This window comes from Bradyrhizobium sp. AZCC 1719 (assembly GCF_036924525.1).
In the GTDB taxonomy this organism is placed as follows: domain Bacteria; phylum Pseudomonadota; class Alphaproteobacteria; order Rhizobiales; family Xanthobacteraceae; genus Bradyrhizobium.
In genome coordinates this window covers 4,313,195-4,337,674 of sequence record NZ_JAZHRU010000001.1, presented here as the reverse complement: position 1 = coordinate 4,337,674, position 24,480 = coordinate 4,313,195, and the positions used below count along the sequence as shown (strand labels likewise).

The 24,480-nt window shown below is 62.9% G+C and carries 24 protein-coding genes; 13 read left to right on the top strand and 11 right to left on the bottom strand.

What is annotated here, in order from left to right; translation table 11 throughout:
• Positions 1–69 precede the first annotated feature (69 nt).
• Positions 70–1,125 carry a patatin-like phospholipase family protein gene (locus tag V1292_RS20315; RefSeq protein WP_442895540.1) on the top strand — a complete coding sequence of 352 codons (1,056 nt, stop codon included), beginning with the start codon at positions 70–72 and terminating at the stop codon, positions 1,123–1,125.
• A gap of 85 nt (positions 1,126–1,210) precedes the next feature.
• Here V1292_RS20315 and V1292_RS20310 read toward each other — a convergent pair whose 3' ends face one another.
• Together V1292_RS20310 and V1292_RS20305 are read right to left on the bottom strand one after the other, a co-directional pair.
• Positions 1,211–1,639 (bottom strand): CBS domain-containing protein, encoded by a 429-nt coding sequence (locus V1292_RS20310; protein WP_334374473.1) that lies wholly within the window; start codon positions 1,637–1,639, stop codon positions 1,211–1,213.
• 188 nt (positions 1,640–1,827) lie between these two features.
• A complete protein-coding gene (locus tag V1292_RS20305) occupies positions 1,828–2,625 on the bottom strand; it encodes a rhomboid family intramembrane serine protease (protein WP_334374472.1) in 798 nt (265 codons plus the stop codon).
• A gap of 582 nt (positions 2,626–3,207) precedes the next feature.
• Between V1292_RS20305 and V1292_RS20300 the strand changes: the two genes are divergently transcribed.
• From V1292_RS20300 to V1292_RS20280, 5 genes are all read left to right on the top strand, one after another.
• On the top strand, positions 3,208–3,762 hold the full coding sequence (locus tag V1292_RS20300; protein ID WP_334374471.1) for a PAS domain-containing protein: 555 nt from the start codon (positions 3,208–3,210) through the stop codon (positions 3,760–3,762).
• 230 nt (positions 3,763–3,992) lie between these two features.
• The gene (locus V1292_RS20295; RefSeq protein ID WP_334374470.1) at positions 3,993–4,772 is read left to right on the top strand and encodes a transporter substrate-binding domain-containing protein; all 780 of its coding nucleotides are present in this window, start codon (positions 3,993–3,995) and stop codon (positions 4,770–4,772) included.
• A 77-nt stretch (positions 4,773–4,849) separates the two neighbouring features.
• Positions 4,850–5,512, top strand: a complete 663-nt coding sequence (locus V1292_RS20290) for an amino acid ABC transporter permease (protein ID WP_334374469.1) — start codon at positions 4,850–4,852, stop codon at positions 5,510–5,512.
• 3 nt (positions 5,513–5,515) lie between these two features.
• Positions 5,516–6,166 carry an amino acid ABC transporter permease gene (locus tag V1292_RS20285; protein WP_334374468.1) on the top strand — a complete coding sequence of 217 codons (651 nt, stop codon included), beginning with the start codon at positions 5,516–5,518 and terminating at the stop codon, positions 6,164–6,166.
• Positions 6,153–6,881, top strand: a complete 729-nt coding sequence (locus V1292_RS20280) for an amino acid ABC transporter ATP-binding protein (protein ID WP_065748040.1) — start codon at positions 6,153–6,155, stop codon at positions 6,879–6,881. Before V1292_RS20285 ends, V1292_RS20280 begins: the two co-directional genes overlap by 14 nt.
• A gap of 9 nt (positions 6,882–6,890) precedes the next feature.
• Here V1292_RS20280 and V1292_RS20275 read toward each other — a convergent pair whose 3' ends face one another.
• Positions 6,891–7,664: an enoyl-CoA hydratase-related protein gene (locus V1292_RS20275; protein ID WP_334374467.1), complete on the bottom strand. Its 774-nt coding sequence runs from the start codon at positions 7,662–7,664 to the stop codon at positions 6,891–6,893.
• A gap of 258 nt (positions 7,665–7,922) precedes the next feature.
• Between V1292_RS20275 and V1292_RS20270 the strand changes: the two genes are divergently transcribed.
• Positions 7,923–8,540 (top strand): PilZ domain-containing protein, encoded by a 618-nt coding sequence (locus V1292_RS20270; protein WP_334374466.1) that lies wholly within the window; start codon positions 7,923–7,925, stop codon positions 8,538–8,540.
• Here the strand turns inward: V1292_RS20270 and V1292_RS20265 are convergent.
• On the bottom strand, positions 8,527–8,730 hold the full coding sequence (locus V1292_RS20265) for a hypothetical protein (RefSeq protein ID WP_334374464.1): 204 nt from the start codon (positions 8,728–8,730) through the stop codon (positions 8,527–8,529). The genes V1292_RS20270 and V1292_RS20265 overlap by 14 nt on opposite strands.
• Positions 8,731–8,870: 140 nt before the next feature.
• On the opposite strand from V1292_RS20265, the gene V1292_RS20260 reads away from it, so the two are divergent.
• The 3 genes from V1292_RS20260 (at position 8,871) to V1292_RS20250 (ending at position 10,762) form a co-directional block, all read left to right on the top strand.
• Positions 8,871–9,488: a transglutaminase-like cysteine peptidase gene (locus V1292_RS20260; RefSeq protein WP_334374463.1), complete on the top strand. Its 618-nt coding sequence runs from the start codon at positions 8,871–8,873 to the stop codon at positions 9,486–9,488.
• A gap of 365 nt (positions 9,489–9,853) precedes the next feature.
• A complete protein-coding gene (locus tag V1292_RS20255) occupies positions 9,854–10,066 on the top strand; it encodes a hypothetical protein (protein WP_334374462.1) in 213 nt (70 codons plus the stop codon).
• A gap of 189 nt (positions 10,067–10,255) precedes the next feature.
• Complete coding sequence (locus V1292_RS20250; protein WP_334374461.1) at positions 10,256–10,762, top strand: hypothetical protein; 507 nt, start codon at positions 10,256–10,258, stop codon at positions 10,760–10,762.
• A gap of 367 nt (positions 10,763–11,129) precedes the next feature.
• Here the strand turns inward: V1292_RS20250 and V1292_RS20245 are convergent, their stop codons facing one another.
• Both V1292_RS20245 and V1292_RS20240 read right to left on the bottom strand, forming a co-directional pair.
• Positions 11,130–12,854: a ShlB/FhaC/HecB family hemolysin secretion/activation protein gene (locus V1292_RS20245; protein WP_334374460.1), complete on the bottom strand. Its 1,725-nt coding sequence runs from the start codon at positions 12,852–12,854 to the stop codon at positions 11,130–11,132.
• Positions 12,855–13,191: 337 nt separating this feature from the next.
• Positions 13,192–18,105: a beta strand repeat-containing protein gene (locus V1292_RS20240; RefSeq protein WP_334374459.1), complete on the bottom strand. Its 4,914-nt coding sequence runs from the start codon at positions 18,103–18,105 to the stop codon at positions 13,192–13,194.
• A 778-nt stretch (positions 18,106–18,883) separates the two neighbouring features.
• Between V1292_RS20240 and V1292_RS20235 the strand changes: the two genes are divergently transcribed.
• Positions 18,884–19,111: a hypothetical protein gene (locus V1292_RS20235; protein WP_334377105.1), complete on the top strand. Its 228-nt coding sequence runs from the start codon at positions 18,884–18,886 to the stop codon at positions 19,109–19,111.
• Positions 19,108–19,278, top strand: a complete 171-nt coding sequence (locus V1292_RS20230) for a ribosome modulation factor (protein WP_334374458.1) — start codon at positions 19,108–19,110, stop codon at positions 19,276–19,278. Before V1292_RS20235 ends, V1292_RS20230 begins: the two co-directional genes overlap by 4 nt.
• Before the next feature lie 15 nt (positions 19,279–19,293).
• On the opposite strand, the gene V1292_RS20225 is transcribed toward V1292_RS20230, so the two are convergent.
• From V1292_RS20225 to V1292_RS20215, 3 genes are all read right to left on the bottom strand, one after another.
• On the bottom strand, positions 19,294–20,961 hold the full coding sequence (locus tag V1292_RS20225) for a PAS-domain containing protein (protein ID WP_334374456.1): 1,668 nt from the start codon (positions 20,959–20,961) through the stop codon (positions 19,294–19,296).
• Between the two features lie 244 nt (positions 20,962–21,205).
• On the bottom strand, positions 21,206–21,736 hold the full coding sequence (locus tag V1292_RS20220) for a gamma carbonic anhydrase family protein (protein ID WP_334374455.1): 531 nt from the start codon (positions 21,734–21,736) through the stop codon (positions 21,206–21,208).
• 72 nt (positions 21,737–21,808) lie between these two features.
• Positions 21,809–22,138 (bottom strand): DUF6949 family protein, encoded by a 330-nt coding sequence (locus V1292_RS20215; RefSeq protein ID WP_028349167.1) that lies wholly within the window; start codon positions 22,136–22,138, stop codon positions 21,809–21,811.
• 306 nt (positions 22,139–22,444) lie between these two features.
• Between V1292_RS20215 and V1292_RS20210 the strand changes: the two genes are divergently transcribed.
• Positions 22,445–23,092, top strand: coding sequence for a hypothetical protein (locus V1292_RS20210; protein ID WP_442895623.1), 648 nt, complete (start codon positions 22,445–22,447; stop codon positions 23,090–23,092).
• 119 nt (positions 23,093–23,211) lie between these two features.
• Here the strand turns inward: V1292_RS20210 and V1292_RS20205 are convergent, their stop codons facing one another.
• Positions 23,212–23,430 (bottom strand): DUF3126 family protein, encoded by a 219-nt coding sequence (locus V1292_RS20205; RefSeq protein ID WP_025590201.1) that lies wholly within the window; start codon positions 23,428–23,430, stop codon positions 23,212–23,214.
• Positions 23,431–23,537: 107 nt separating this feature from the next.
• Positions 23,538–24,365, bottom strand: coding sequence for a serine O-acetyltransferase (cysE, locus tag V1292_RS20200; protein ID WP_334374453.1), 828 nt, complete (start codon positions 24,363–24,365; stop codon positions 23,538–23,540).
• Between the last annotated feature and the right edge of the window lie 115 nt (positions 24,366–24,480).

Below are 24,480 nucleotides of genomic sequence, written 5' to 3'. Positions count from 1 at the left end.
CCGGAATTGGAATGGACAATTCTGGCGCGGCCGCGCCGCGGCGGTTATCGTTGAAGCCGGAGGGCTTGCGTGTTGGATAGCTGGATGGGCCGCGGCCAAAAAGGCTCCGGTGCTGACGATAAGGTAGGGCTCGGCAGTATCCGCCGGCCGGTGATCGGACTGGCGCTGGGTGGCGGCGCCGCACGCGGCTTTGCCCATATCGGCATCGTCCGGACGCTGGTGGCTCACGGAATCATGCCCAACGTCGTGGTGGGAACTTCGATCGGCGCCGTGGTCGGCGGCGCTTTTGCTGCCGGACATCTCGACACGCTGGAGGAATGGGCGCGCAGCCTGCAGCCGCGAACGGTCCTCTCCTATCTCGATATCCGCCTGAACGGCTCGGGGCTGATCGGCGGCGCCAAGCTTGCGGCCCAACTAGAGGCGGCGCTCGGCCAAAGCCTGATCGAGGATCTGCCGGTGAAATTTGCCACCGTCGCAACCGAAGTGCGCACCGGCCACGAAATCTGGCTGACCCATGGCCCAATGGTGGACGCGATGCGCGCCTCTTACGCGCTGCCGGGAATATTCTCGCCGATCCTGGTTGGCGACCGCTGGCTGGTCGACGGCGCCCTGGTCAATCCGGTGCCGGTGTCGGCGGCCCGCGCGCTCGGCGCGGAAATCGTGATCGCTGCCAATCTCTCCAGCGATGTCTTCGCGCACTCCACGACGATCTATTCCCACGGCCCGACGGCTGGCGTTTCGGTATCGGTGATGCCGGAAGCGCTACCCGAACCCGAGCCGCGCAAACGCGGCATCGGAAAGTTCTTCTCCGCCGAGCGCACGATGAAGCGTGAATTCTTCGGTGGCGGCGGACGGCCGGGCATCTCCTCGGTCATGGTCGATGCCTTCAACATCATGCAGGACCGCATCACCCGCGCTCGGCTTGCCGGCGATCCGCCAGACCTCCTGATCTCGCCCCGCGTCGGCAAGATCGGCTGGTTCGATTTTCATCGTGCTGACGATCTGATCGCCCACGGCGTGAAAGCGGCCGAGCGGGCGATCGACTCGATCCAGGAGGCGATCCATATCCTGGCGCCGCCGCAGATCGACGCCGAGAAGGCGCTCGAAAAGCCCGACAAGGAATAGCGTAACGTTCTCAAGCCAAGCATCCCCTCGGACGCGATCCGAGGGTGGTCACCGGTTCACGCCAAGAAAGCGGGTCGAAACAAGCTCACGCCGTCTTGATGTAGTCGCGTAGCGCTTCCTGCTCGGCCTCATATTCCTGGACACGGCGCTTGACGATGTCGCCGATCGATATCAGGCCAACCACCTTGCCGTCCTCGATAACGGGCAGATGCCTGAACTTGCCGAGCGTCATCATTTCCATGATCCCCGCGACGGTGTCGGACTGCCGGCAACTCACGACCTTGCTCGTCATGACCTCGCTGACCGGCTCCTCGAGCACCCTGGCGCCGCGCTCGCCCAACACGCGGACAATATCGCGCTCCGAAAGGATCCCCTCCACGCGTCCCTGGTTCATCACCAGCACGGCGCCGATCTTGCGGTCGCCAAGGATCTTGATCGCGGCCGAAAGCTTGGCATCCGGCTCGATGCTCATGATCTGATGGCCCTTGGTGTCGAGAATTGAACGTACCGTCATTGTCGCCTCCCTGAATCCGTTGGTGCCCAAGGGGCCCGACTTGTTCGTGAGCTTCAATCAACAGTTCCGCGCCGGTTTCGTTTCAGGGCGCGGTTTGCAAGCGCGGCTGTCATCGATGGCAGCGGCATTGGCTTGCGTTACAACCAGTGCGGATGATGAATGAAATCGCCCCTCGCCGCAAGCGGCGATCAGACGCGGCCAGATTCGTCCGGCCATGAAGCATCTGCGGCATGCGGCGTCGCACGCGGTACCGGATCGAACAGCGAAAACAGCATCAGGCCGGCGAGAAATCCGCCGATATGCGCCTGCCAGGCAACACTGGCGCCTTCTGCGCCGATCGAGATTGATCCGAGGCCGAAGATGATGTTGACGCCGAACCACACCGCCAGAAATCCGAGCACGCGCGCGTTGCGCAACGCCCGGGAAAGCGACAGCGCCGGAACCTTCGCCGCGGCATCCGCATCGCCCCGGTGGAACGAAAGAAAACTTCCCCGCACGAAGGCAAAGCGGATAGCGGCGGCCATCGCGCCGGATACCGAGGCCGAGGCGCCGATCATCGGTGCGATCGCGTGTTCATGGGTGACGAGATGCGCCAGGGCGCCCGCCGCGGCCGTCACCGCCATGAAGACGAAGAACCTGACGGCACCGAACCGGCGCGCCAGCGCGCTGCCGAACGGCAACAGCCACAACAGGTTGAAGCCGATATGGCTGAGATTGGCATGCAGCAGCGAATAGGTGACGAAGGTCCATACCTTGGCGCCGTCCCCGCCGGGAAAGGTGATGTTGAGTAAGGTGGAGTCGTAGCGCTTCGGAATGAAGCCGAAGACGTCGATGGTCCAGTTCTCCAGCTCAACCGGCAGCAGCACCCGCAAATGAATCGCAGCGATCAGCGCGATATAGGCCGTGAGCGCGCCCGGTAGCGTCAAGATCGGCTCGTGCGGGGCGTCCGGCGGCTCGACCGGGGATGAGTAAGACTGGGATTCCAAGGGGTCCAGGACCTTAGCTGGCGGCTTCGAGTCGTATGGGCCCAGATAGGCGGCTTTACCCGCCCTGTGCAAGTGCACAATCGCAGCTATTCCCGTGTCCCGGACGCGGCGCGGAGTGACGCGACGCAGAGCCGGGACCCAGCGGCTGCAGTGGATCCCGGCTCTGCGTCGCACCGCCAAGAGGCGCTGCGCCGCGTCCGGGACACGAGACTGCAAAAAGAAAAAGGGAGGACGCTGAGAACGTCCTCCCTTGTCTTGCTGGCCTTTTCGCGCCCGGAGCCGGGATCACATCCCCGCCCCTCCCCGCGCGATGACCAAACTGTTTGACACCACCTGTGTACCAACCGCGCCGGACAGATAAGTCGGCGCCGCCTGATGCGTTCCACATTACGCGCGGCGCAGCACCACCGCCAACCGCATAGTTAATTTAACGTTAACAACGCAAAGCCGCGCCCCACGCGGCCAAATCGCGTCCCCGGCATGGACGCTGCACAGCCTGTCCTGCACAACGAACAAGGGAAGGCGTGTTGCGCAAAAGCGGGACAGATGTGTCCCGCCAAGGCAAGCCGGGGAAAGGTAAGCATGAAACACCCATCGAGCCGCGAGTTCTTCGCCTATTGGGACGCGAAACGCGGCGACGCGCGGGCACCGGACCGTAGCGAGATCGAACCCGGCGCGGTGCGCGAGCTGCTCGGCGACATCTTCGTGCTGTCCTACGACAACGAGGCCGGCTATCCGTTTCGTGTCGCCGGAACGCGGGTCTGCGCCCTGCTCGGCCGCGACATGAAGGACACGAGTTTCTCGGCGCTGTTCACTCCGGACAGCCGCCGCGAGATCGAGGACATCATCTGCTACGTCGCCGAAGAAATGCTGGCGGCGATTGCCGGCATCACCGCGACTTCGCAAGATGGTACGACGGCGCATCTGGAGTTGCTGCTGCTGCCTTTCAACAACCGCGCGCATGCGCCGATCAGCCTGACCGGATTGCTGGCGCCGTTCGAAAGCGATCTCGGCACGATCAGGGATTTCAAGGTGACGTCGTGGCGCTATCTGCATCGGCCGCAAAAATTCGTCCCGCGCGCCTTGCGCAAGCTCGCGATCGCGCGCGGCTTCATGGTGTATGAGGGCCTGCGGTAGTCACGAACCGTCGGGTATGTCGAACGCTGCAGCCCAACGCATGGTCGCGTGATCATGCTCGAAATCGACCCACAAAAGCCTCCAAAAAAAGCACGGCCAAGGATTGCCTAAATGCGAGGCGTCAGGCAGGGTCGAACCAAGACGTGGAGCCGGGCCACATCCGCTGAATGAGACGCACCGAGAGAAAATCTCGGAGGCGCGTATTCGCCGTAACCTCGGAGATCCCAAGTATGCTGTTCAAGAGATTGATGCTTGCCGCCGCAATTTCCACTGCCGCGGTGGCGACGCAGGCCCATGCCGACGCCCTCGATTCGATCATGAAGTCCAAGGTGATCAAGATCGCCGTGCCGCAGGATTTTGCGCCGTTCGGTTCCGCCGGGCTCGATCTCAAGCCGCAGGGCTACGACATCGACATGGCCAACCTGATCGGCAAGGAACTCGGGGTGAAGACCGAAATCATTCCGGTGACCAGCGCCAACCGCATTCCCTATTTGCAGACCAACAAGGCCGACCTGGTGATTTCCAGCCTCGGCAAGAACGAGGAGCGCGAAAAGGTCATCGACTTCTCGATCGCCTATGCGCCGTTCTTCTCAGGCGTGTTCGGCACCAAGGCGATCACAGTTGCGAGCGTGGCCGATCTCAAGGGCAAGACCATCGGCGCCACCCGCGGCGCGATCGAGGAGCAGGCGCTGACCGCCTCGGCGCCGCCGGACGCGACCATCAAGCGCTTCGAGGACAACAACGCCACCATCGCGGCCTTCGTGTCCGGCCAGGTCGATCTGATCGCCACCGGCAACACGGTCGCGGCTGCGATCGCCGAAAAGGTCCCTGCCCGCGCGCCGACCTTGAAGTTCGTGATCAAGGACAGCCCCTGCTATGTCGGACTCAACAAGAACGAGCCGGCGCTGCTCGCCAAGGTCAACGAGATCATCACCAAGGCGAAGGCATCGGGCGAGATCGGAAAACTGTCGGAGAAGTGGCTGAAGGCGCCGTTGCCGCCCGGCTTCTAAGCGCACTTTTGTTTTGACGCGTTTTCTTCACGCGAACCGGTATCCACTTCGCTTGAAAACGCTAATGAGGCTGGGCAGTGTCCTATAAACTGCAATTCGCCGAACTGCTGCCCTATTGGAACGTGCTGCTGTATGGGCTGGTCTTCACGATCGTGCTGACGATCGTGTCGACGGTCGTCGGCATCGCGGTCGGCACCGCGGGCGCCGCAGCGCGCACCTTCGGCCCCGGCTGGCTGGGCCGTATCGTCGCTGTGTACGTGGAATTGATCCGCAACACGCCGTTCATCGTGCAGTTGTTCTTCATCTTCTTCGGCCTGCCGGCGCTCGGGCTGAAACTCAGCGAGACCACCGCCGCCTTCCTCGCCATGGTGATCAATCTCGGCGCCTACTCGACCGAGATCATCCGCGCCGGCATCGAGGCGGTTCCGAAAGGCCATATCGAAGCAGGTCTGAGCCTCGCGATGAGCAAATGGGAGGTGCTGCGCCACATCGTGCTGAACCAGGCGTTCCGCAAGATCTATCCCGCGCTGTCGTCGCAGATCATCATCGTGATGCTGGGCTCGGCGGTGGTGTCGCAGATCTCGGCGGAAGATCTCACCTATGCCGCCAACTACATCGCCTCGCGAAATTTTCGCAACTTCGAGGTCTACCTGTTCGTCGCGCTGGCCTACCTCCTGCTGGCGATGCTGACGCGTTCGCTCTTGCGGGCGCTCGGCCGCGTCATCTTCAAGGCGAGGTGAACCATGCTGCAGTTCAGCTTCTGGGACATCCTGTCCAACCTCTTGATCGCCACGCAGTGGACCGTCGTGCTGTCGCTGATCGCCTTCTTTTGCGGCGGTATCGTCGGGCTGGTGCTGCTGTTCATGCGCACCTCGCGGATCGCGCCGCTGGAATGGTTCACCAAGATCTACATCGAATTCTTCCAGGGCACGCCGCTATTGATGCAGTTGTTCCTGTTCTTCTTCGGCATCGCGCTGTTTGGCGTCGAAGTCTCGCCGTGGATGGCGGCGACGCTGGCGCTGACGTTCTGGACCAGCGCGTTCCTGACCGAGATCTGGCGCGGCTGCGTCGAAGCGATCCCGAAGGGCCAATGGGAGGCCTCCTCCAGCCTCGCCCTCAGCTACATCGAACAGATGCGCTACGTCATCCTGCCACAGGCCTCGCGCATCGCGGTGGCGCCGACGGTCGGGTTTTCGGTGCAGGTGATCAAGGGCACCGCGCTCGCTTCGATCATCGGCTTCGTCGAGTTGACCAAGGCCGGCACCATGCTCAACAACGCGACCTTCCGGCCGTTCCTGGTCTATTCGCTAGTCGCGCTGATCTATTTCTGCCTGTGTTTCCCGCTGTCCTGGTGGGCGAAGAAAATCGAAGGCCGCCTCAATGTCGCTCGTTAGCATCCGTGACGTCAGGAAGAGTTTTGGCCCGAATGAGGTGCTGAAAGGCGTCTCGCTCGACATCGCCAAGGGCGACGTGGTGGCGATCATCGGGCGCTCCGGCTCCGGCAAGAGCACCCTGCTCCGCTGCATCAACGGCCTGGAGACCTATCAATCCGGCAGCATCGTCGCTGATGGCATCGAGGTCGCCGGCGCCAACACCAATCTGCGCGAACTGCGCCGCCATGTCGGCATGGTGTTCCAGCAGTTCAACCTGTTTCCGCACCTGACGGCCGCCGAGAACGTGATGCTGGCGCCCACCGTCGTCAACAAGGTATCGAAGGCCGAGGCCCGCGCCACCGCCGCCGAGGTGCTGGCGAAGGTGGGGTTGTCGGAAAAGATGGACGCCTATCCGAGCGAGCTTTCCGGCGGCCAGCAGCAGCGCGTCGCGATCGCGCGATCGCTGGCGATGCGGCCGAAGGTGTTGCTGTGCGATGAGATCACGTCCGCCCTCGACCCCGAACTGGTCAACGAGGTGCTGCGCGTGGTCGAGCAATTGGCGCGCGAGGGTATGACGCTCATTCTGGTGACGCACGAAATGCGCTTCGCCCGCGACGTCGGCACCAAGCTCGTCTTCATGCACCACGGCAAGGTGCATGAGGAAGGCGTGCCGAAAGAGGTCTTCGCCGCCCCGCGAACCCCGGAACTGCAGCAGTTCGTCGGCCAGGTCGGTTGAGTTTCGGCCTCAGCGTCCGGTAAACACCGCCGAACGTTTCTCAAGGAAGGCATTGCGCCCTTCCACCGCGTCCGCACTCAGGCGAATTTCCGCCTGCGTTTCGATCTCGCGGCGGAACTGGTCGGCATAGGTGGCGTGTTCGCTCTCGTCGATCAGGCGGCGCGTCGCGACCAGCGCCCGCGTCGGGCCATCAGCGAGCCGGCGCGCCAGCTCAAGCGCCCCGTCACGAAGCGCCGCGTCGTCGAACACTTCGCGGACCAATCCCCACTCCTTCGCGAGATCGGCAGACAGCGGCTCGTTGGTCATCATCAATTCGAGCGCGCGTTGCCGGCCGACGAGGCGCGGCAACAGCCAGGTCGAGCCGAGATCGGGGACCAGCGCGATGCGGCTGAACACCTGAATGAAGCGCGCCGAACGTGCCGCAACAATCATGTCGCCCGCCATCGCAAGGCTGAATCCGCCGCCCGCCGCCACGCCGTTGACCGCGACCACGACCGGCACGCGGCATTCGCGTAGCGCCCTGAACGCCGGCCAGTAATATTTCATCACGCCGGCCGCGATGTCGTCGCCCAGGATTTGCGCCGCCTTGAGGTTCTGGCCCGAGCAGAAGCCACGCCCGGCGCCCGTCAGCACCAACGCCCTCACCTGAGGATCATCGTTAGCTTCACCAATGGCAATGGCGAGGTCCCCCAGGAGAGCGGGCGTCATTGCGTTCAGGGTGTCGGGCTCATCCAATGTCAGCACGCTGACGTTGCCGTCGCGTTCCCGCTTCACTCCCGGCATCTCATTCCTCCCTGCTCGCAATTTTGGGCCGGCCCTGGCGGGCGCGACAGACCCCTTCTGAACGCGATCGAGCAGCGTGAGCGCCCGATAGCGCGAGGGATCAGTCCGGACGTTTTGATGTATCGCTGCAACGGAATTGCGGCGATACGACCAATCCGCGGTGGATACCGCTTTCATGCAACCGGCGCTAACACATCGTTAACCCTGTCGGCCTTAGGGTCTTCCTGACGCCGAAGGACCGGCTGTCTGGTGGCGAAGATGTCGTTTGCGCAAAAGAAAACTACCACTGTGCCGTCCGCGGAGGAGCGCCGGCGCTTCCAGCGCGTCAAGGTTCACTTGCTCGGCCGCTACATGCTGCCGGATCGCCGCGAATTTCCTTGCCAGATTATTAACATGTCGCCGGGTGGGCTGGCGCTGCTGGCGCCCGGCATCGGCAATGTCGGCGACCGCGTGATCGCCTATCTCGACCATATCGGCCGCGTCGAGGGCAAAATCACCCGCATCATCGACAACGGCTTTGCCATGACGGTCGGCGCCACCGCGCGCAAGCGCGACAAGCTCGCCGCCCAGCTCACCTGGCTCGCCAACCGCGATATCCTCAATCTGCCCGAAGACCGCCGCCACGACCGTATCGTGCCGCGCAACCCGATTGCGCTACTGACCCTCGAGGACGGCAGCAAGATGACCTGCCGCATCATCGACCTGTCACTGTCGGGCGCGGCCATCGCCGCGGAGAACCGCCCGCCGCTGAAATCGCTGGTCATGCTAGGCAAGGTACAGTCCCGCGTGGTGCGAAACCTCGAAGAAGGCTTTGCGCTCGAGTTCGTCCATGAGCAAGTCGCCGACACGCTCGAAGACGCGGTTACCGCGCGGTAAAGCGCCAGCCGCCAAAAATCCCTGATTTTTCAGCTCCAAAGGCGGTATCCGCGTTGCCGGATGCCGCCTTTTCGCTGTCCGGCAACGGCCAAAGTCGGTTAATGCGGGGCGCTTTTGCCTGCGCATCCTCTTCTATTGCAGCGCCACAGGCGTTAATCCGTAAAATTTGAATCAATTGCAGTTGTTTCAAATTTTATTCGAATTCGATTCAAGTATAGATCGAATTCGTCGCTAGCTTTACTAGTATTCACGTCAAATGTACTTGCCTGACTTAGCGCCGGCGCAAATCCTTTGTGCGAAACGTGGTCCCAACAAGAAACGGGGGCCACGATGTTGTTCAGGGGACAGGGGAAGGGACTGGCGGTCATCGCCGTCCTGTTGGGGATGAGCGTCTCGGCGAAAGCCGGCGACGCGCTCTATGCCAGCCTGGGCGATACCGCGCGTTCGCCGATCGGCTGGGTCGAATTCTGCGCCGAAAACACGGGCGAGTGCCGCAGCGGCGCTTCACAGCCGCGCGACATCGTGATGTCGCAGACGGCGTGGCGGGATCTGCTGCGGGTCAACAAGTGGGTCAACGAGGCCATCAAGCCGATCACCGACATGGATCATTGGGGCGTGATCGAGAAATGGTCGTTGCCGACGGACGGTTACGGTGACTGCGAGGACTATGTGCTTCTGAAGCGCAAGATGTTGATCGACGCCGGATGGCCGCGCGAGGCGCTGCTGATCACGGTGGTGCGCGACAAGAAGGGCGAAGGCCACGCCGTGCTGACGGTGAAGACCGACAAGGGCGAGTTCGTTCTCGACAACCAGAACGAAAACGTCCTGGCCTGGACCGAGACCGGCTACCGCTTCGTCAAGCGTCAGTCACAGAGCGACCCGAACGTATGGGTCGCACTCGGTGACAGCCGCCCGGCGGTCGCCACCGCCTCGTCACGCGATCGATAACGAGAGAAGGAATTTACCAACCCGCGACCCGGTCACATCCCCACCCCTCCCCGTCCCAGACCGGTTCGCGCGCGGCCACCCTTCCCCCAAAGGGTGGCCGCAACTTTTTTGAGCGGCCTTCCACTCGTAGCTTTGCACCCGGTGCTAGTACTGGTTGCCGAGCAGCGCGCGATCATGCGAGTTGACGGTGTCATAGCATTCGCAGGCCGCCTCCCGCAGCGCTCCTGATCCACAAATATGGATTTTGCCACGGTGTATTTGGGGGCCGGCATTTAAATCCCCTTATATGCCCATTAGCAGACAGACAGGACCGTCGATCTGCCCTTCAAATCAATCCCCTATTTTCGTCGGCTTGGAGGCGCAAGATGATCCATGTGGACGACCGTACCGCGGCAAGTCTGGATGTGGTTCTGGAAGAGACCTGCAGGGGTTTGAAACACGGCGGCGACCACGAAACCCGAAAAAAGATCGCCACGAAACTCATTCAAGCTGCCAGGAAGGGAAATACCACTCTCAGCGGCTTGAAGGCTGTGGCTGATCGAGCGCTGACGGAGATGGTCCACCGCAAATCGGCCTGATGGCGATTTCGACTGGGCGGAAATGAACAGCGGATGGCCCCCTGGGCCGCCGCGCACTGTCGTGTTTTGATCTGACGACTACGCCGCCAGCGCCACGCGAAGTCGATTTTTGCCGCAATCCCGGGTTTTAGCGGCAGCGCGGCTGTGCTATTTGGGGGGCATTGAAATCACGTCCGGATTTGGAGTCGCATGCTCGAACTCGCCCCCCGGAGTGCCAGCCCCGTCGCGCGTTTCGGCGGTCAGCCGATTGCGATCGCCGCTGCGGCTCTCGTCATTGTCGTGCTTGGAGTAAGCTTTATCACCCTGTGGCGCGCCTATACGGGCAGCGCTCCCGAGACCGATCGCGCGGCCGCGACACGCCAGTTGCAGGCGCGCACCGCGCAAGCGTCCGAGCAACTGGTCGAGAAGACCAAGGGCTTGGAAGCGACGCAGCAGGAATCGATCGACCAGTTGCAGGTGGTGCAGGACCAACTGCTCACCGTGCGCCGCCTGCTCGCCGCGCAGCAGGCCGACACCAGGAAGCTTTCCGAGCAGGTTGGAACGCTGACGGAAGCGATCGACGGCTTGCGGCAATCCTTTGCCAGCGCGCAGGCCTCCGAACCCACCGCCGCTCCCGCGCCGCGTAAGCGAACAGCCAAGGCAAAGCCCCGCTCGGCCCGGAGCGCAAATCGCAGCCGCGCCAAGGCCCGCGGCTAACTGGTCTGGGCGGCGCTCGGCGACGAAGTCGCCTGCGGAGGGGGGGTCGTATGGCCGGCGCCGCCGCAAGCCGCGGCGCCCACTCGGGCAATCCAGCGATTTTCATCCCCTGACCCCGGATCGGGAATTGCATCATGCGGCCGGGCGACGGGATATTTTCGACCGTTGCGGCATGCATCTCCGCAACTTTTTTCCGCGCTTTTGTGAACTGGATCACATATCTCCGGGTGAATCCCGGGCATCCTGTAGTTCACCGGATGGCGTGAGCCGATTTCAATATCCGGGGCTGGCAAGGTCGTTGACGGTATACTGCGTCGACGGCCTTGTTCTTTTTGGGGCTTCCGTCAACTACCCGGCCATTAGACCTTCAATAGCTGACCGACGCCTGCAACGACACGCGCCAGGATCCGGCCCGGCTGTGCAGCCCGTCGCTCAGCGCCCTCGCCGCCAGCAGTTTCGAGTTGAAGTTTGACCCGGCTGCAAAGTCGAACCCGGCCCCGACCGACGATAGCGTGGTGTCACGCCGGAAAAACAGATCCCGCCCCCAGCCGACATCGGCCAGCAGGAACGGCGCCAGCGTGCCCGGCATCCAGGTGGGCATGCCGGGCAGCGAGGCGTAGAGCGAATTGCGCAGGATCACGGCCTGATCGACGACGCCGTCTTCGGTCACATAACCGCGCACGGCGTGTATCCCGCCGAGCCCAATGCGCTCGGTGTCCGGAAGCGGCTTGGACGACGCCAGCACGGATACTTCCGATTTCAGCGACAGGCCCTTCGGCAGCGGCGTCACGCGGCCATACTCGAGGGTCACGAGATTGGTTTGCACGTCGGTGACGCGTCCATTGGTGAAGGCGCTCCAGGCGCTCGAATTGTTGCCGGATAGAATGCCGCCGGGATTGGACTTGAAACGGACATCGAGATTGTTGGTGCCGAGGTTGTCCGACCAGCGCCCATTCCATCCCACCACCAATTGGGCGACGTCGGCGCTGCCCTCGGCGACCGGCGTCCCATCGAAGATGGTGGTGCGTAGCTGATGCTTGAGTTCGACGCCGCCGAGCAGATCGCCGGTCGTCGGCGGCAGCAGATCGGACAGCGCGGTGCGAACGATCGCCGAGGCCTGGCTGGTTTGAGTCTTGATCCGGAACAGGTTGGTGGGCCGCTCATTGGTCAGCACATGATCGCCGACGACTTCGAGACTTGTGCGCAATCCAAGCGGCGTGAGCAGCCGTCCCGCTTGGCTGACATACTTGGCATCGTCGGGCCGGTTGAACAGCCCGTCATTGGCCCAGAAATTGCTGCTGCCGGTGAGCTGATAGGAGGCGAAGATATCGGCCGACGGCCCCCCGCTGGCGCCGACGTAATAGCGATGGCGGTCGGTCAGCAGCGTGCCGCTGTTGGCATAGCCGGCGTACACCTGCCATGGCTTGCGGTCCGTCACCTGGATGTCGACGTCGGTCATGCCGAGGTCCTTGCCGGGACCGAACACCGCTTCGACCTGCCGGAACGGATTGCGGTTGGCCCAGTCGAGGTCAGTCTCGAGCTTGCGGGCGTCGATTTCCTGTCCGGGGACGAGCCGGATGCGGCTTTGCGGGTAGCTCTCGGGTGCCGCCCCCGTAACCTTGATGCCGGCAACCTTGAAGAGGATCACGCGTAGCTGGAGCACGCCGGACGATACTTCCTGCGGCGGCAGCGTGACCGATACGAACGGTCGCCCGGCCTCACGGTAAGCCGCAGCCACCGCCGCCTGCACTTCGGCAATCAGCTTGCGGCTGAGCGGCCGATCGAGAAACGACGTGAGTGGCTCGCGGACCGCGGCGGCGTCGACGCCGCTGACCTGATCGACATCGACACCCTTCGTGCCGCTATGCGTCTTCACGCTGGCATTTGGTCCGATCAGGACGATGGCATGAACGTTCACGCCGAGCGGCGTTGCATCATCGCTCTTGAGCAGATCGTCGGTATCGATCTTGATCGCCGGCGTGCGACGCGGCGGCTCCGGCGGCAGATTGCGCTCCACCACCTGCGCCTGCGCGACGTCGATAGATGCGATTGCAAGAACGCAGACCATCAGCAGCGTGCAACGTCTGCCCACTCTGTGCTCATGACGCGCGGACGTTCGCACTTGTGTCGCGTGCGATCCGAAATGTTCGGAGAGTGCCAGCGTCATGACGACCGGAGCCTGTCAGAGCTTCGGGATGTCGATATGTAAGTTCGCATGAGGCTGCACGTTCCGACGTTCTGTCGCACACGGCGAACAATGAATAAGTCAACCAATATGGTTTATGGATTAAGAACGGTTTAAGGTTGAGTTCCACGTGTGGCATAACTGCAGCGTGCACGGTTGAACTGCCTGCAATTACACCAACCATTGCGTGCATCGAGGTCGTAGAAGAAGTGCAGCCGCGTCGTGCGACCGCACGCGATCAACATCAATTGTCGACGAAGGCCGGAAGGCGATCGCGATCTGTCATCGCGCCGACGAATCTGGCGCGTGCGCCAATCCGACGGTTGTCGGGATGAGGAAGCGCGAGGCATCGCCTGGATTTGCAGATGATGGCGGGAGATGACTGCTCGATGCTTGCGGGCTCGCGCATCTGCTCGGGCGGCTGTGGCGCAGGCAGAGGCACCCGCGACTTCACGTAGGATCCGAGTTCTGCGGTCGGCACGCGAGCGGGCGCTGGCGTAGCGGCTGCCGGCGTAACCGTGAGGTTCGCGCCGACGAAGGCGAAGGCGTAGTTCGATGAGGCCGCCAGCGTTCCCTGCGTGATGCCGTAGACGCCAGCAGCGCTGGAAGTCATCGCCGATGTCGCGAGCGTACCCGATAGCGTATCGCCGTTGACCAGGCCAGAGCCGCCGACCTGATAAGTGAGAACGGGATTGGCGTCACCGTAGATGCGGCTCTGGTTATCTGCGGTTACGGTGATGGCGCGCGGCGTGACCGTCAGTGTGCCAGGTGCATCGATGAAGCGATAGGCCTGCCCCGAAACGCTCACGGCGCTGCCGCCACTTGCGCTGATCGCGTAGGTGCCGACACTCGAAGTCGCCGTCGCCGCCGTCGTTACCGAGAGGCCGTTGACGATCGCGGCCGTATCGCCGGCATGGAAGCCGTAGATCGAATAGGTGAACGCCGGATTGGCTTCCCCATACACCCGCGATGCATTGGCCGGATTGACCCGCAGCACGTAGTTGACGCCGTAGAGCTGCGGATAGTAACCGGCGCTCGGCGCGGACCAGACATTGGCGAAGTCCCAACCCGCATAGGTCGACGCATAGTTTGCGGGATCCTGCATCTGGCTGGTGGTGAGGCCCGTAATGCCGGTGCTGGCGCCGCTGCCAATGGCATTCGTCCTCCCGGACGTATCGGTGTCCCAGTAGGACGACGTGACGGCCCCGGTGCCGGTGACCGATCCGATCAGGCCGCCCATCACTGCGGTGCCAGAAACCGAGACGGCGCTCGTCGCAGCGCCGATCGCGTAGGTCTGTGCGATGGTGCCCGAGCCGGCGTGGTGGCCGATTAGTCCGCCCGCCATTACGGTCCCGGCAACGGCGGTGGCGGTGGCCGCACCGGTTGCGTAGGACTGTCGAACGGTGGCTGCGCCGATATTCCTGCCGATCAATCCACCGGCCGCTGATGTGCCGGAGACGGTGATCACGCTGCTCGCAGCCCCGGTCGCGTAGGACTGCGTGACCGTAGCCGTGCTGCCGTTGCCGCCGATCAGCCCGCCTGCCGCCGCCGTCGGAGAGGAGGACGTCGCGTTGGCCGTCCCACTCGCGTAGGACTGAGTGACTATTCCGGAGTTGCTCCCGACCAATCCCCCGGCATACGATACATTGCTGACGGCCGTGACGTTGACCGCTCCGGTCGCGTAGGATCTGATAATGGAAGCTGCCACGGAGTTGATGCCGACCAGTCCGCCGCCGAAGGCCGTGGCGGTCACTGCTCCGGTCGCGTAGGAATCGGCGATGGAGGCTGCTGGAAAGCCATCTGCGGCACTGGTGTTGTAGCCGACCAGGCCGCCGACTCCCTGGCTGCCGCCGCTAACCGCTCCAGTGGCATAACTCCTGAGGATGCTGGCACCCGCCTGGTTCGAACCGGCGAGGCCACCAGCACGCGTGCCGCCGGTGCCGGCAGTGACGTTACCGGTCGCGTGGCTGTCTCGGATGCTGCCGCCGTTGCCGTTCGATCCAACGAGACCGCCCATGGAGGAACTGGCCGTCTCCGTTCCAGCGACCGTCACGGCCGCCCAGCTATTGGCAATGCTACCCGAAGATTCGCCTGCCAATCCGCCGCCAGAGAATCTTGCCGTGAGGGTGCCGGTTGCCGAGGCGTTGGTGATGGTCCCCCTCGACACGCCGGCCAGGATGCCGACGCGATCCTGCCCGGTGATGGATGCGGCCTGCAAGCTGACGTTGCTTAGCGTGACTGCGGCTGCGGCATATCCGAAAAGTCCGACATAGTTGGTTGCTGGCAGGTTGATCGCAAGGTTCGAGATCACATGGTTCTGACCGTCGAAGCTTCCGGTGAACTGGTTGGAATAATTGCCGATCGGCGAAAAGCCGCTCGACGACCACATGCCGGGATATTTTCCGCCGACCGCCGCAAGCGCGGGACCAACGTCGATGTCGCGGGCCAGCGTGTAGCTCGCGCCAAGATTCATCGCCATCAACTGCAAATGGTGCGCATTGGTGATCGTGGTTTGGTATTCCCAGCGGCCGACCGGCCGGGTCTGGCCGTCGATCATGAACCAGCCGGTCGAGCCCGTTCCCGGAAAGCTGAAGCTGCCGTAGGCGCTCTGCTTGAAGGCGTAGTTGGCCGCGTCGGATAGCGCCGGGTCGCTGGTCACGGCCGTCACACTGCCCCCACCGCCGCCGATGCCGGACGCCTGCCCGCTCGTATAAGTGTCCCAGTAGGACGCCGTGACGGAGCCGCCGTTCAAGCCAACCAGCCCGCCGACATAGCTCGGGCTGCCGCCCGTGCCGGTCACGGCGCCCGTCGCATAGACCTGTGATATCGAAGGGGTGGTATTGGTGCCGTCGACAGTGCCGATATTGCTCAGTCCGATGGCACCGCCCACGAAGAGCGGTCCGCTGACGGTGCTGCTCGAATAGGCATTCGACACGGTCTGAAAGTTGTAGCCGACGAGACCGCCGGCACCGGCCTCGGTGGCGGTGACCGATCCGCTCGAGTAGACATTGATGACCGTCCCGTAATTCGAGCCGACGATCGCGCTGACAGCGGTCCGGCCGGTGACGGTCGCACCGATAACGCCGATGTTGCTTACCGTGGCGCCGGGGCCGAGATAGCTGATCAGCCCAACGTTTTGGGTTATTCGATTGATGAAGAGGCCGGAGATCGTGTGGCCCTCGCCATCCAAGTTTCCGGTGAAGGTGTTGCCGCCCCCGATCGGCTCGAAGCCGGCCCCGCTATTCCAGGTGGACGTAATGCCGGCATCGATATCACGGCCGAGCGCATAGGTGCCGGCCTTATTGTTGTTCATGTTCTGCAGGTCAAAGACGGTGTTGACCAGCATGTAGGTGTTGAGCGTGGCGCCGCCGGTGACGTTGCTGCTGAAATTCGTCTGCGTCGGCGCCGTATATTTGGTGGCATTGACGGTCGAACTGCTGCCGGTCGGGTTGTAAAAGATCGAGACGGCTCCCGCGGTCGACACCTGCCCGCCGCCGAATGTCACGGTGCCGGTGCCTGTGCCGGCATTGTCGGCGCGCAGCACGACACCGCCACCGCCGGTGCTCGCGATGTTGGCATTGACCGCGATGTTGCGATAGGCGCTCAGCGTCAGCGTCGCGTTGGTCGACCAGTTGATGCCGCTTGCCACGGTGATGTCGCCATTGCCGCCGCTGCCGGACGCGTTCGTCTCCTGGGTAACGTTGCTGCCCCCGTTGAGCGCGGTCGCGATGGTGCCGGCGAGCGTCGCATCGATCGTGAGATCCACCGGATCGAGCAGCCAGGTGCCGCCGCGGCCGGCATTGATGCTGCCGCCATTGAAGTTGAGCGTATGCCCCGAAGTCTCGATGAAGCCCCCGCGCAGCCCGTTGGTGCTGATCGCGCCGCCGAACGAGGTCGTGCCGTCCGACCACACCACCACATTGCCGCCGGCGCCCGATATGCCGTCGGCGGTGATCGTCGCACCCGCCTCCATCGTCGTGGTCTGCGCATTGGCGATGCTTTGCGGCAGAAACTTCCGCGCGGCATCGGCGCCGCCGGCGCGGTCGCCACCGATCAGCACGGTGCCGCCCGACGTTCCGCTGGCGTCGATCCTTGCGTCTGACGTGAGCGTGACATCCTTGCCCGTCGCCACGACGGTGCCGCCTGCACCGTTGCTGCCTTTGGCCGCAATGGCGTCGCCGATCACGACCTTGTCGGCGCTGACGACGACGTCGCCGCCGGTGAACGAGCGCCGCCCGGCGGTCCCCGTGGGCGCCACGCTTGCTTGCATACGCCGCGCTACGACCTTCTGCGTCACGTTGACCGAACCGCCCTCGGCCGTAAGAAAGATTCGTCCGCCCTTGCTGGCAAAACCCGTTGCCGAGATCGCGCGCCCGGTGTTGCCCGCGAGCGCATAGATGTTGCCGCCATTGGCGCGCAACTCCACTTCCGCGGCGCGGATCGCGCCGCTGTTGCGGATTTCACCATCCTGTGCCGGACGCCGCACCAGCACCTTGCCATTGCCGAGCGATCCGTCGCTCAGCACCACCTCGCTGCCGGACGCCATCGCGGCGGTGCCGTTGCGCGCGGTCAGCGAGCCGTCGTTGCGAACCTGGCGCGCGACCAGAACGACGTCGCCCTTCGACGCGCCGATCTTGCCGAGATTAACGACCGAGGCGTTGCTGTTGCCGCTGAAGGTCAGCGCGCCTCCGGCCCGGAAATCCGCGTCCCTGACATCGAGCGTCGAGGCGACGAAACTGCCGCCGGTCTTGACCACGCCGGTCGGTCCGACCACGATTCCCGACGGGTTGACGAGATAGACCGAGCCGGTGGCCGACACCACGCCGTTGATCGACGACGGCACATTACCCGTCACACGGTTGAGTGTCGCGCCGCTGCCGTTGTTGAACTGGACCTGGTTACCTTGGCCGACCGAAAAGCTCGACCAGTTGACGATGCCGGTGCGGCTCGATTGGGTGACCGTCAGATTGGTCGGCGACGTCGAGCCGATCGCAACGTTCCCGCTCACCACCGTTCCGCCTGATGGCAGTGATTGCGCCATCGACGGCTGCGCGCAAGCCAAGCCCCACAACAGCGCGATGGAGCTGGCGGAAGCTCGAAAATCGCTGGCGCAGGATTTGATGACCGATGAGAGATAGGACGTGGATGAGACGATCATCGAACCACCATCCGCTTAAGGCGGGAGCGCAAATCTTTCCGTCTCCACAAATTCTTTGTTTAGACACGCATGGGTTCCATGCGCGCGCGGCAAAGTTCCACGCGGCTATCTAAGGATGCATCAAAAAATATGCGCAATTTTTCGGAAAATTGCGATTGATGGCTGGTGATGGCAGGCAGCAGGGATCGCTGCGCAGTACATGACTGCGCGCGATGTTGTCGACGTCGGCTAATCTTGCTGTGTCATAAGCGTTGCCCTGCGACCGGACGTCGCTCGGGCATGGATTCAGCAGCCGCGGCAAATGCCCTTTATCTTGCGTTCGACCGTCTTGTTTTCTTCGTTGATGACAGCATCATCGGTTGAACTGCCCGTTTTGGCCGAGCCGGTCGTCACGCCCCGGCCTGACGACTGGGCGGTGCCGGCAGTATTGGTGCCAGGCGGAGGCGGCTGCGCAAGTCCGGACGGATTTGCCGCGCCCGGAGTCGTGGGACTTGGCGGCGCACCGGTAACACCTGGCGTACCTACACCGGCCGAGCCTGCGCCCGGCGAACCTGTGGTGCCGGGGCTGCCGGGGGATGTTCCGCCGACACTCTGTGCAAATGAAGTGACCGGCGATATCAGGATTGTGATTGCCGCGACAGCAGCGGCTGCAGACGCCAGCTTCATCGGAAATCTCCTTTTAGGAAGCAACGACAGCGCCCTGGCCTTGTTCCTGCCGGAACGAATCCACTGCCAGATCATTCATTCACATCCGCTCGACGGCCGGAGTGGCCACGCTTTGCGCAAATTGATCGCCTTCGACGACGATACGTTCGACAAGCTGAAACAGCTTGCACGTGACCGGATGGCGACCTTTCAGGAACTGGCTGACGAAGCCTTTGCGGACCTGCTGAAGAAGCACGGCATCCCCATCGACCTCAAGGACGCGTTGCGGAAAAGCGCAGCCGCTTCGAACGAAGCGACGTCAAAAAAGACCAGATCGAAAACCCGAAAGGCGGCATCATGAATTCCGACCCCGACCCTTTCGAGGAAGGCCAGCGCGCCGCGCGCCAGAACATGCCGGCGGAAGCCAATCCATATCGGGATGGCAGCGAGGAGCATGCGCTCTGGGCCGCCGGCCATGAAAAGGTCGCCGGGCCCCCTCGCGAGGCGAACGAAAGTGAAGGCGGCTGAGCCGCCTTTTGATCGTCAGGCCGCAGCTTCGATCGGGGCCGCAACATCGGTCTGGCCGGTCCGGTCCTCGACCATGCTCACGAACAAATGGGACTCGCGTTCTGGCCCGCCGATCTGAAGCCGCCGCACCGCAATGGTGCGCCGGCCCTTGACCGGGTTATCGACGGTATCGACGATCGTTTCGAGCTGCTGCTTGCGCTCCAGCAGCTGCCGATCGCGCCGTTCGATCAATTCGGCAGCCGACTCCGGAAACAGCTCGCGGGGTGTTTTCCCCATGATCTCTGCGCGCGACATGCCGATCATTTCCTCGGCCGCCTTGTTGACGAACAGGTACCGCAGATTGCGCGCGTCCTTGACGAGAATCCCCTCGGGTATGTTTTCGACGATCGCGGCCAGGAACTCTTCCGTCCGCTCCAGAATGGCTTGACCTTTCCTTTGTGCGGTAACGTCTTCCTGCACCGACACCCAGCCGCCGCCGTCCATCGGCCGCTCGTGGATCTTGATCACGCGGCCGTCGGTGAGGCTGATTTCATAAGAGGTCGGCTGCCGTTTTCCGATGCGATCGATGATCCCAGCGAGATATTGCTTGATGTCGCCGTCGAACAGTCCGCTGTCGACCCGATGCTGCAGTATTTCCTCCAGCGACGATCCCCCCTTGATCTTCACCGGCAGGCTGTAGAGTTTTCGATATTGGTCGTTCAGCGCCAGGACCTGCGCCTTGCCGTCGAGCATGATCAGGCCTTGCGGCATGCTGTTGATGGCCGCAGTCAATTGCCATTTGGTCGCCTGGTACTTGTCGTTGAACTTGTCGCGCTCATCCATGGCTGCATCCCGCTGTTTCGCGGTACCGACTTCGAGCTCCTCGAGCTCGACGTTGCGGCTCACGGCGTCACGAAAATTCTGCACGGCGTAAGCCAGTCGCCCGATCTCGTCGGCGCGGGCGTAATGAGGAATATGGCTATTGACGTTGCCGGCGGCGATCCGGTCGGTCGCCTCGGTGATTTCGTGTAGCGGCCCGACGACGGACCGTCGCATCACGAGCACATTGAGCGCGGCAAAGATCAGCGCACCGAACCCGAGCGCGAACAGGTACCATGCCGCATAGCGGCCTTGGTCGCCGAGATCCGCAGCCTCGACGGTGCGTTCAATGTAGATCCGCGCCAGCGCCTCGAGATCGTTGCTGAGCTGCGTGCGCAGCGCTCGGTTGGCGTCGTTGTCGCCCCATTCGCGGCCTGCCGCCGGGCTGACGTCGACCGCGCGTCGTACGAGTTCCTTGCGGAATTCGATGAACTGGTCGATGCGTCGCTTGAAGGCCGTGAACTGCTCGACGTCGTCGGCGCGGACCGTTCCCTTCCACCGCTCCATCACGCCGGCCAGTTCGCGGTTGCGCTTTAAGAGTTCGTCGCCGTACCGCTTCACCTTCGCGCGGTCGGTGGACATGTAGATGCCGCGCGATTCCATGACGATGGCGTAGATCAAGCCGTTCGCCTGGCTGACGTTGGCCGCGGCCTGGGCTGACGATGCCTGCAGGTGCCGATATCCGGTTTGCAGCCGTACCGACTGGATCGACATCACCATCAGCACGATGGTGACGACTATCAACCCGGCTGCGATGCCGTAGATTTTCTGGGCAACGCTGAGATCGCCCGTCCAACCGACGAGCCCAGCCATCATTCTCTTCATCGATCCGGCCTCCGGCAGAGTACGAGGTCGGGCCTTCAGGGTTGTTGCATCCGTTGGCCATCGCTCCAGAACGATAGAGCCTAAGCCGCCAGAGCTATCATAGGCTTAAGGTTACAACCGGTAGTAATACGGGACGCCGCCATGGAACCACGGCTCCCTGCACGACCGTTAGCGACGCGTGAGCGAGATATTGCTCGGAGGCTTCTCGCGAAAGCGCCCGAGACGGAACCAAAGAAGGTCGCCTTCAACCGATCTTCTTCAGTCCATTTTTGAATCGCGGCCCGTTGAGTGCGTAGAATTTCGCAGCACTTCCCATCGCCGTCACCTGCTCGGGCGACAAGGTACGGACCACGCGCGCGGGCGAGCCGATGATCAGGGAATATTCGGGATATTCCTTGCCTTCGGTGATGACCGATCCCGCACCGACGATGCTGCCGCGGCGTATCTTCGCGCCGTTCATGACGATCGAGCCCATGCCGACCAGCGCGTCGTCTTCGAGCGTGCAGCCATGCAGGATGACATTGTGACCGACGGTGCAGTTCTTGCCGATCGTGAGCGGAAAGCCGCGGTCGGTATGGCAGGTGGAATTGTCCTGCACGTTGGAGCCCTCGCCGATCTCGATCCACTCATTGTCGCCGCGCAGCACTGCGCCAAACCACACACTGGCCGAGTCCAAAAGGCGCACCTTGCCGATCACGACGGCGGTGTCCGCGATGAAATAGTTTCCATTTGCGGGGAGTTCAGGCCCCTGTCCGTCGAGTTCGTAGATCGCCATAACAAAAGATCTCCGTTGGCGGAGACCTTGGCACAGCCCCAGGCAGCGGATCAAGCGAACAGGCCGCCAGCCTCAGGCCAGCACACCCGCAGCTCGCAGCGTCATCAGGAAGAACGTGCCGGACATCATGCTCCAGAAGCCTGAAAGCACGGTCGCCATCATCACGAATTCGAAGCGACGGCGCTCGATCTTCGCGCCGCGTAGCGTGTTGCGCATGATGATGAAGGGTGCGGCGAAAACCAGAAACGGCACGGCCGCAAATGTCTTCGGCGCCACGCCTTCCCCAAGCAGGCCGAATCCCGCCGGCCGCGCTGCCATCGCCTGATAGCCGCTGGCGAGCGCGCCTGCGAGCGCAAAGCCGATGCACAGGGAGAACAGGGAATTCAACGCATCGGGCGACATGACAACTTCCCGTACTCGACGAACCGTGCCCTGCTTTCGCAAAATTGGCCGGCGGCCGCCATAGTATCCTTAAGGAAGGGTTAACAACGAACCGCCGGGACCTCGTTTGCGCATGGCTGCAGGGCCGGCACTCCCGTGAAATCATGCGGAAATCACGCTGCCCATGGCATATTCGCGGGATGATTCGCCTTAGCTCTCGGGATCGTGCCCGAGCCTCGAAACCCGACCGATACCTCGTTCATGACCCTGCTTTCGACGGCCCAGCACCTCGCCCGCGACACCCGCAGGGATCCGCGCTCGCACATGATGCTCATCATGGTCGCGGTAACCATCACCGCGGGCGCCGTTGCCCTCGTCGCTTATTTGTTGTGGCCAACCTGGGTGGCGCGGCCCGCCAGCGCTCCGGGCCGGCTGCCGGTCAGCGTCGGCGCCACGCTCTTCAATGTGCCGACAGCAGCGATCCGCCGCAAGATCCAGCGCCACTCCGGGCCGCAGGAACGGGTCGATCTCAGTTTCGTCTTCCCGTCGCTTGAACCGCCGGATGCACCGAAGCACGTCAGCGCCGATACGATCGAGGAGAAGGTGCAGCCGATCGACCGGATCTTCCTGTCGATATCGGCCCACCACGACACGCTGTCGCCGGACACGCGGGTGCGCACGATCTATCCGCGCTACCTTGAACAGAAGGCAACACCGATCGACGACGGATTGACGATGCGCGCCTTCCGCGACGGCTCGCCCTACGCCAACGAGGACCTGTTCTCCGCCGGCGCACCGAGCCTCAACGCGCGCTGCACCCGCGACGGCCTGACCCCCGGCATGTGCCTGAGCGAGCGTCGCGTCGACGGCGCCGACCTGACGTTCCGCTTTCCGCGGAGCTGGCTGTCGCAATGGCGCGACGTTGCGAATGCGATGGACCGCCTGACGGCGCAAATGCGCGGGCCGAAGGACTAGCCGGGATCTTGTAGGGTGGGCAAAGACGCATCGCGCCGTGCCCACCACGTTATTTCCAGCGCGGAAATGAGAGTGGTGGGCACGCTACGCTTTGCCCACCCTACGGCATCACGCACGCCTCAGCCGACGTCGGCGAGATCTTCCTCGAGGATCGCCATCTGGAACTGGAACGAGCGATCATCGTCCTCGTCATCGACGAACAGCACGCCGATGAATTCCTCACCGATATAGACTTCGGCGGAGTCGTCCTTTTTCGGCCGCGGCACGACGCGGATCTTGGGATTGCCGAATACGCGCTTGAGATAGGCGTCGAGCTTCCTGACTTCCTGAACGTCCACGGCGGTCTCCAATCGGATTCTTTAAATTTCCGGGGAGGTTTTAGGACGAGACGGCGCCAACCGCCAGCCGTAACTTCACAAAGATCGGCCGCAGAATGTGTGGAAAATCAAAGCCCGATAGCGCCGAGCATCTGATCCATGGTGCGCGACGGCTCCGCGCAGCCCGCCTCGCCGACGATCTTCGCGGGGACGCCGGCCACCGTGACATTGTGCGGCACCGGCTTGACAACCACCGAGCCCGCGGCAATGCGCGCGCAATGGCCGATCTCGATATTGCCGAGAATTTTGGCGCCTGCCCCAATCAGCACGCCACGCCTGATCTTCGGATGACGATCCTCATTCTCCTTGCCGGTGCCTCCCAGCGTGACGCCGTGCAGGATCGAAACGTCGTCATCGATCACGGCGGTCTCGCCGCAGACGAAGCCGGTCGCGTGATCGAGGAAAATGCCGCGGCCGATTTTGGCGGCGGGGTTGATATCGGTCTGAAATACCGCCGACGAGCGGCTCTGCAGATAATAGGCAAAATCCTTGCGGCCCTTTTGATAGAGCCAGTGCGCCAGGCGATGGGCCTGCAGCGCGTGAAAACCCTTGAAGTAGAGCAACGGATCAATGAAGCGCGAGGTTGCGGGGTCCCGGTCGTAGACCGCGACCAGATCGGCGCGGAACGCATTGCCGATATCGGGCTCGTCACGCAGCGCCTCGTCATAGGTCTGCCGGATCAAATCGCCCGATAGTGCCGAATGATCGAGCCGCTCGGCGAGACGATGCACCACCGATTCCTCCAGGCGCTCGTGATGCAGCACGGTCGAATAGAGAAAGGAAGCAAGCTCCGGCTCGCGGCGGACGATGTCCTCCGCCTCGCCCCGGATGCGGTCCCAGATCGGATCGAGTGCGGCGAGCTTCGACGCTTGCGGATTGACCTGATGCACTGCCATGATTGCTCTCGCAAATTCACTGATTACGTTGCTATTATAGCACGGCGGGCGGACTTCTGTCCCGGGCAGGCGCAGGCCAGCGTAAACCGCCTCCGAATGCCGTGGGGGTTAGTTC

Coding starts and splice junctions, on each gene's coding strand:
- V1292_RS20225 (WP_334374456.1), bottom strand. CDS start 20,961: ATGAAGAGAATGATGGCTGGGCTCGTCGGTTGGACGGGCGATCTCAGC.
- V1292_RS20220 (WP_334374455.1), bottom strand. CDS start 21,736: ATGGCGATCTACGAACTCGACGGACAGGGGCCTGAACTCCCCGCAAAT.
- V1292_RS20275 (WP_334374467.1), bottom strand. CDS start 7,664: ATGCCGGGAGTGAAGCGGGAACGCGACGGCAACGTCAGCGTGCTGACA.
- V1292_RS20270 (WP_334374466.1), top strand. CDS start 7,923: ATGTCGTTTGCGCAAAAGAAAACTACCACTGTGCCGTCCGCGGAGGAG.
- V1292_RS20240 (WP_334374459.1), bottom strand. CDS start 18,105: ATGATCGTCTCATCCACGTCCTATCTCTCATCGGTCATCAAATCCTGC.
- V1292_RS20285 (WP_334374468.1), top strand. CDS start 5,516: ATGCTGCAGTTCAGCTTCTGGGACATCCTGTCCAACCTCTTGATCGCC.
- V1292_RS20295 (WP_334374470.1), top strand. CDS start 3,993: ATGCTGTTCAAGAGATTGATGCTTGCCGCCGCAATTTCCACTGCCGCG.
- cysE (WP_334374453.1), bottom strand. CDS start 24,365: ATGGCAGTGCATCAGGTCAATCCGCAAGCGTCGAAGCTCGCCGCACTC.
- V1292_RS20210 (WP_442895623.1), top strand. CDS start 22,445: ATGCTCATCATGGTCGCGGTAACCATCACCGCGGGCGCCGTTGCCCTC.
- V1292_RS20215 (WP_028349167.1), bottom strand. CDS start 22,138: ATGTCGCCCGATGCGTTGAATTCCCTGTTCTCCCTGTGCATCGGCTTT.
- V1292_RS20300 (WP_334374471.1), top strand. CDS start 3,208: ATGAAACACCCATCGAGCCGCGAGTTCTTCGCCTATTGGGACGCGAAA.
- V1292_RS20230 (WP_334374458.1), top strand. CDS start 19,108: ATGAATTCCGACCCCGACCCTTTCGAGGAAGGCCAGCGCGCCGCGCGC.
- V1292_RS20310 (WP_334374473.1), bottom strand. CDS start 1,639: ATGACGGTACGTTCAATTCTCGACACCAAGGGCCATCAGATCATGAGC.
- V1292_RS20280 (WP_065748040.1), top strand. CDS start 6,153: ATGTCGCTCGTTAGCATCCGTGACGTCAGGAAGAGTTTTGGCCCGAAT.
- V1292_RS20255 (WP_334374462.1), top strand. CDS start 9,854: ATGATCCATGTGGACGACCGTACCGCGGCAAGTCTGGATGTGGTTCTG.
- V1292_RS20260 (WP_334374463.1), top strand. CDS start 8,871: ATGTTGTTCAGGGGACAGGGGAAGGGACTGGCGGTCATCGCCGTCCTG.
- V1292_RS20250 (WP_334374461.1), top strand. CDS start 10,256: ATGCTCGAACTCGCCCCCCGGAGTGCCAGCCCCGTCGCGCGTTTCGGC.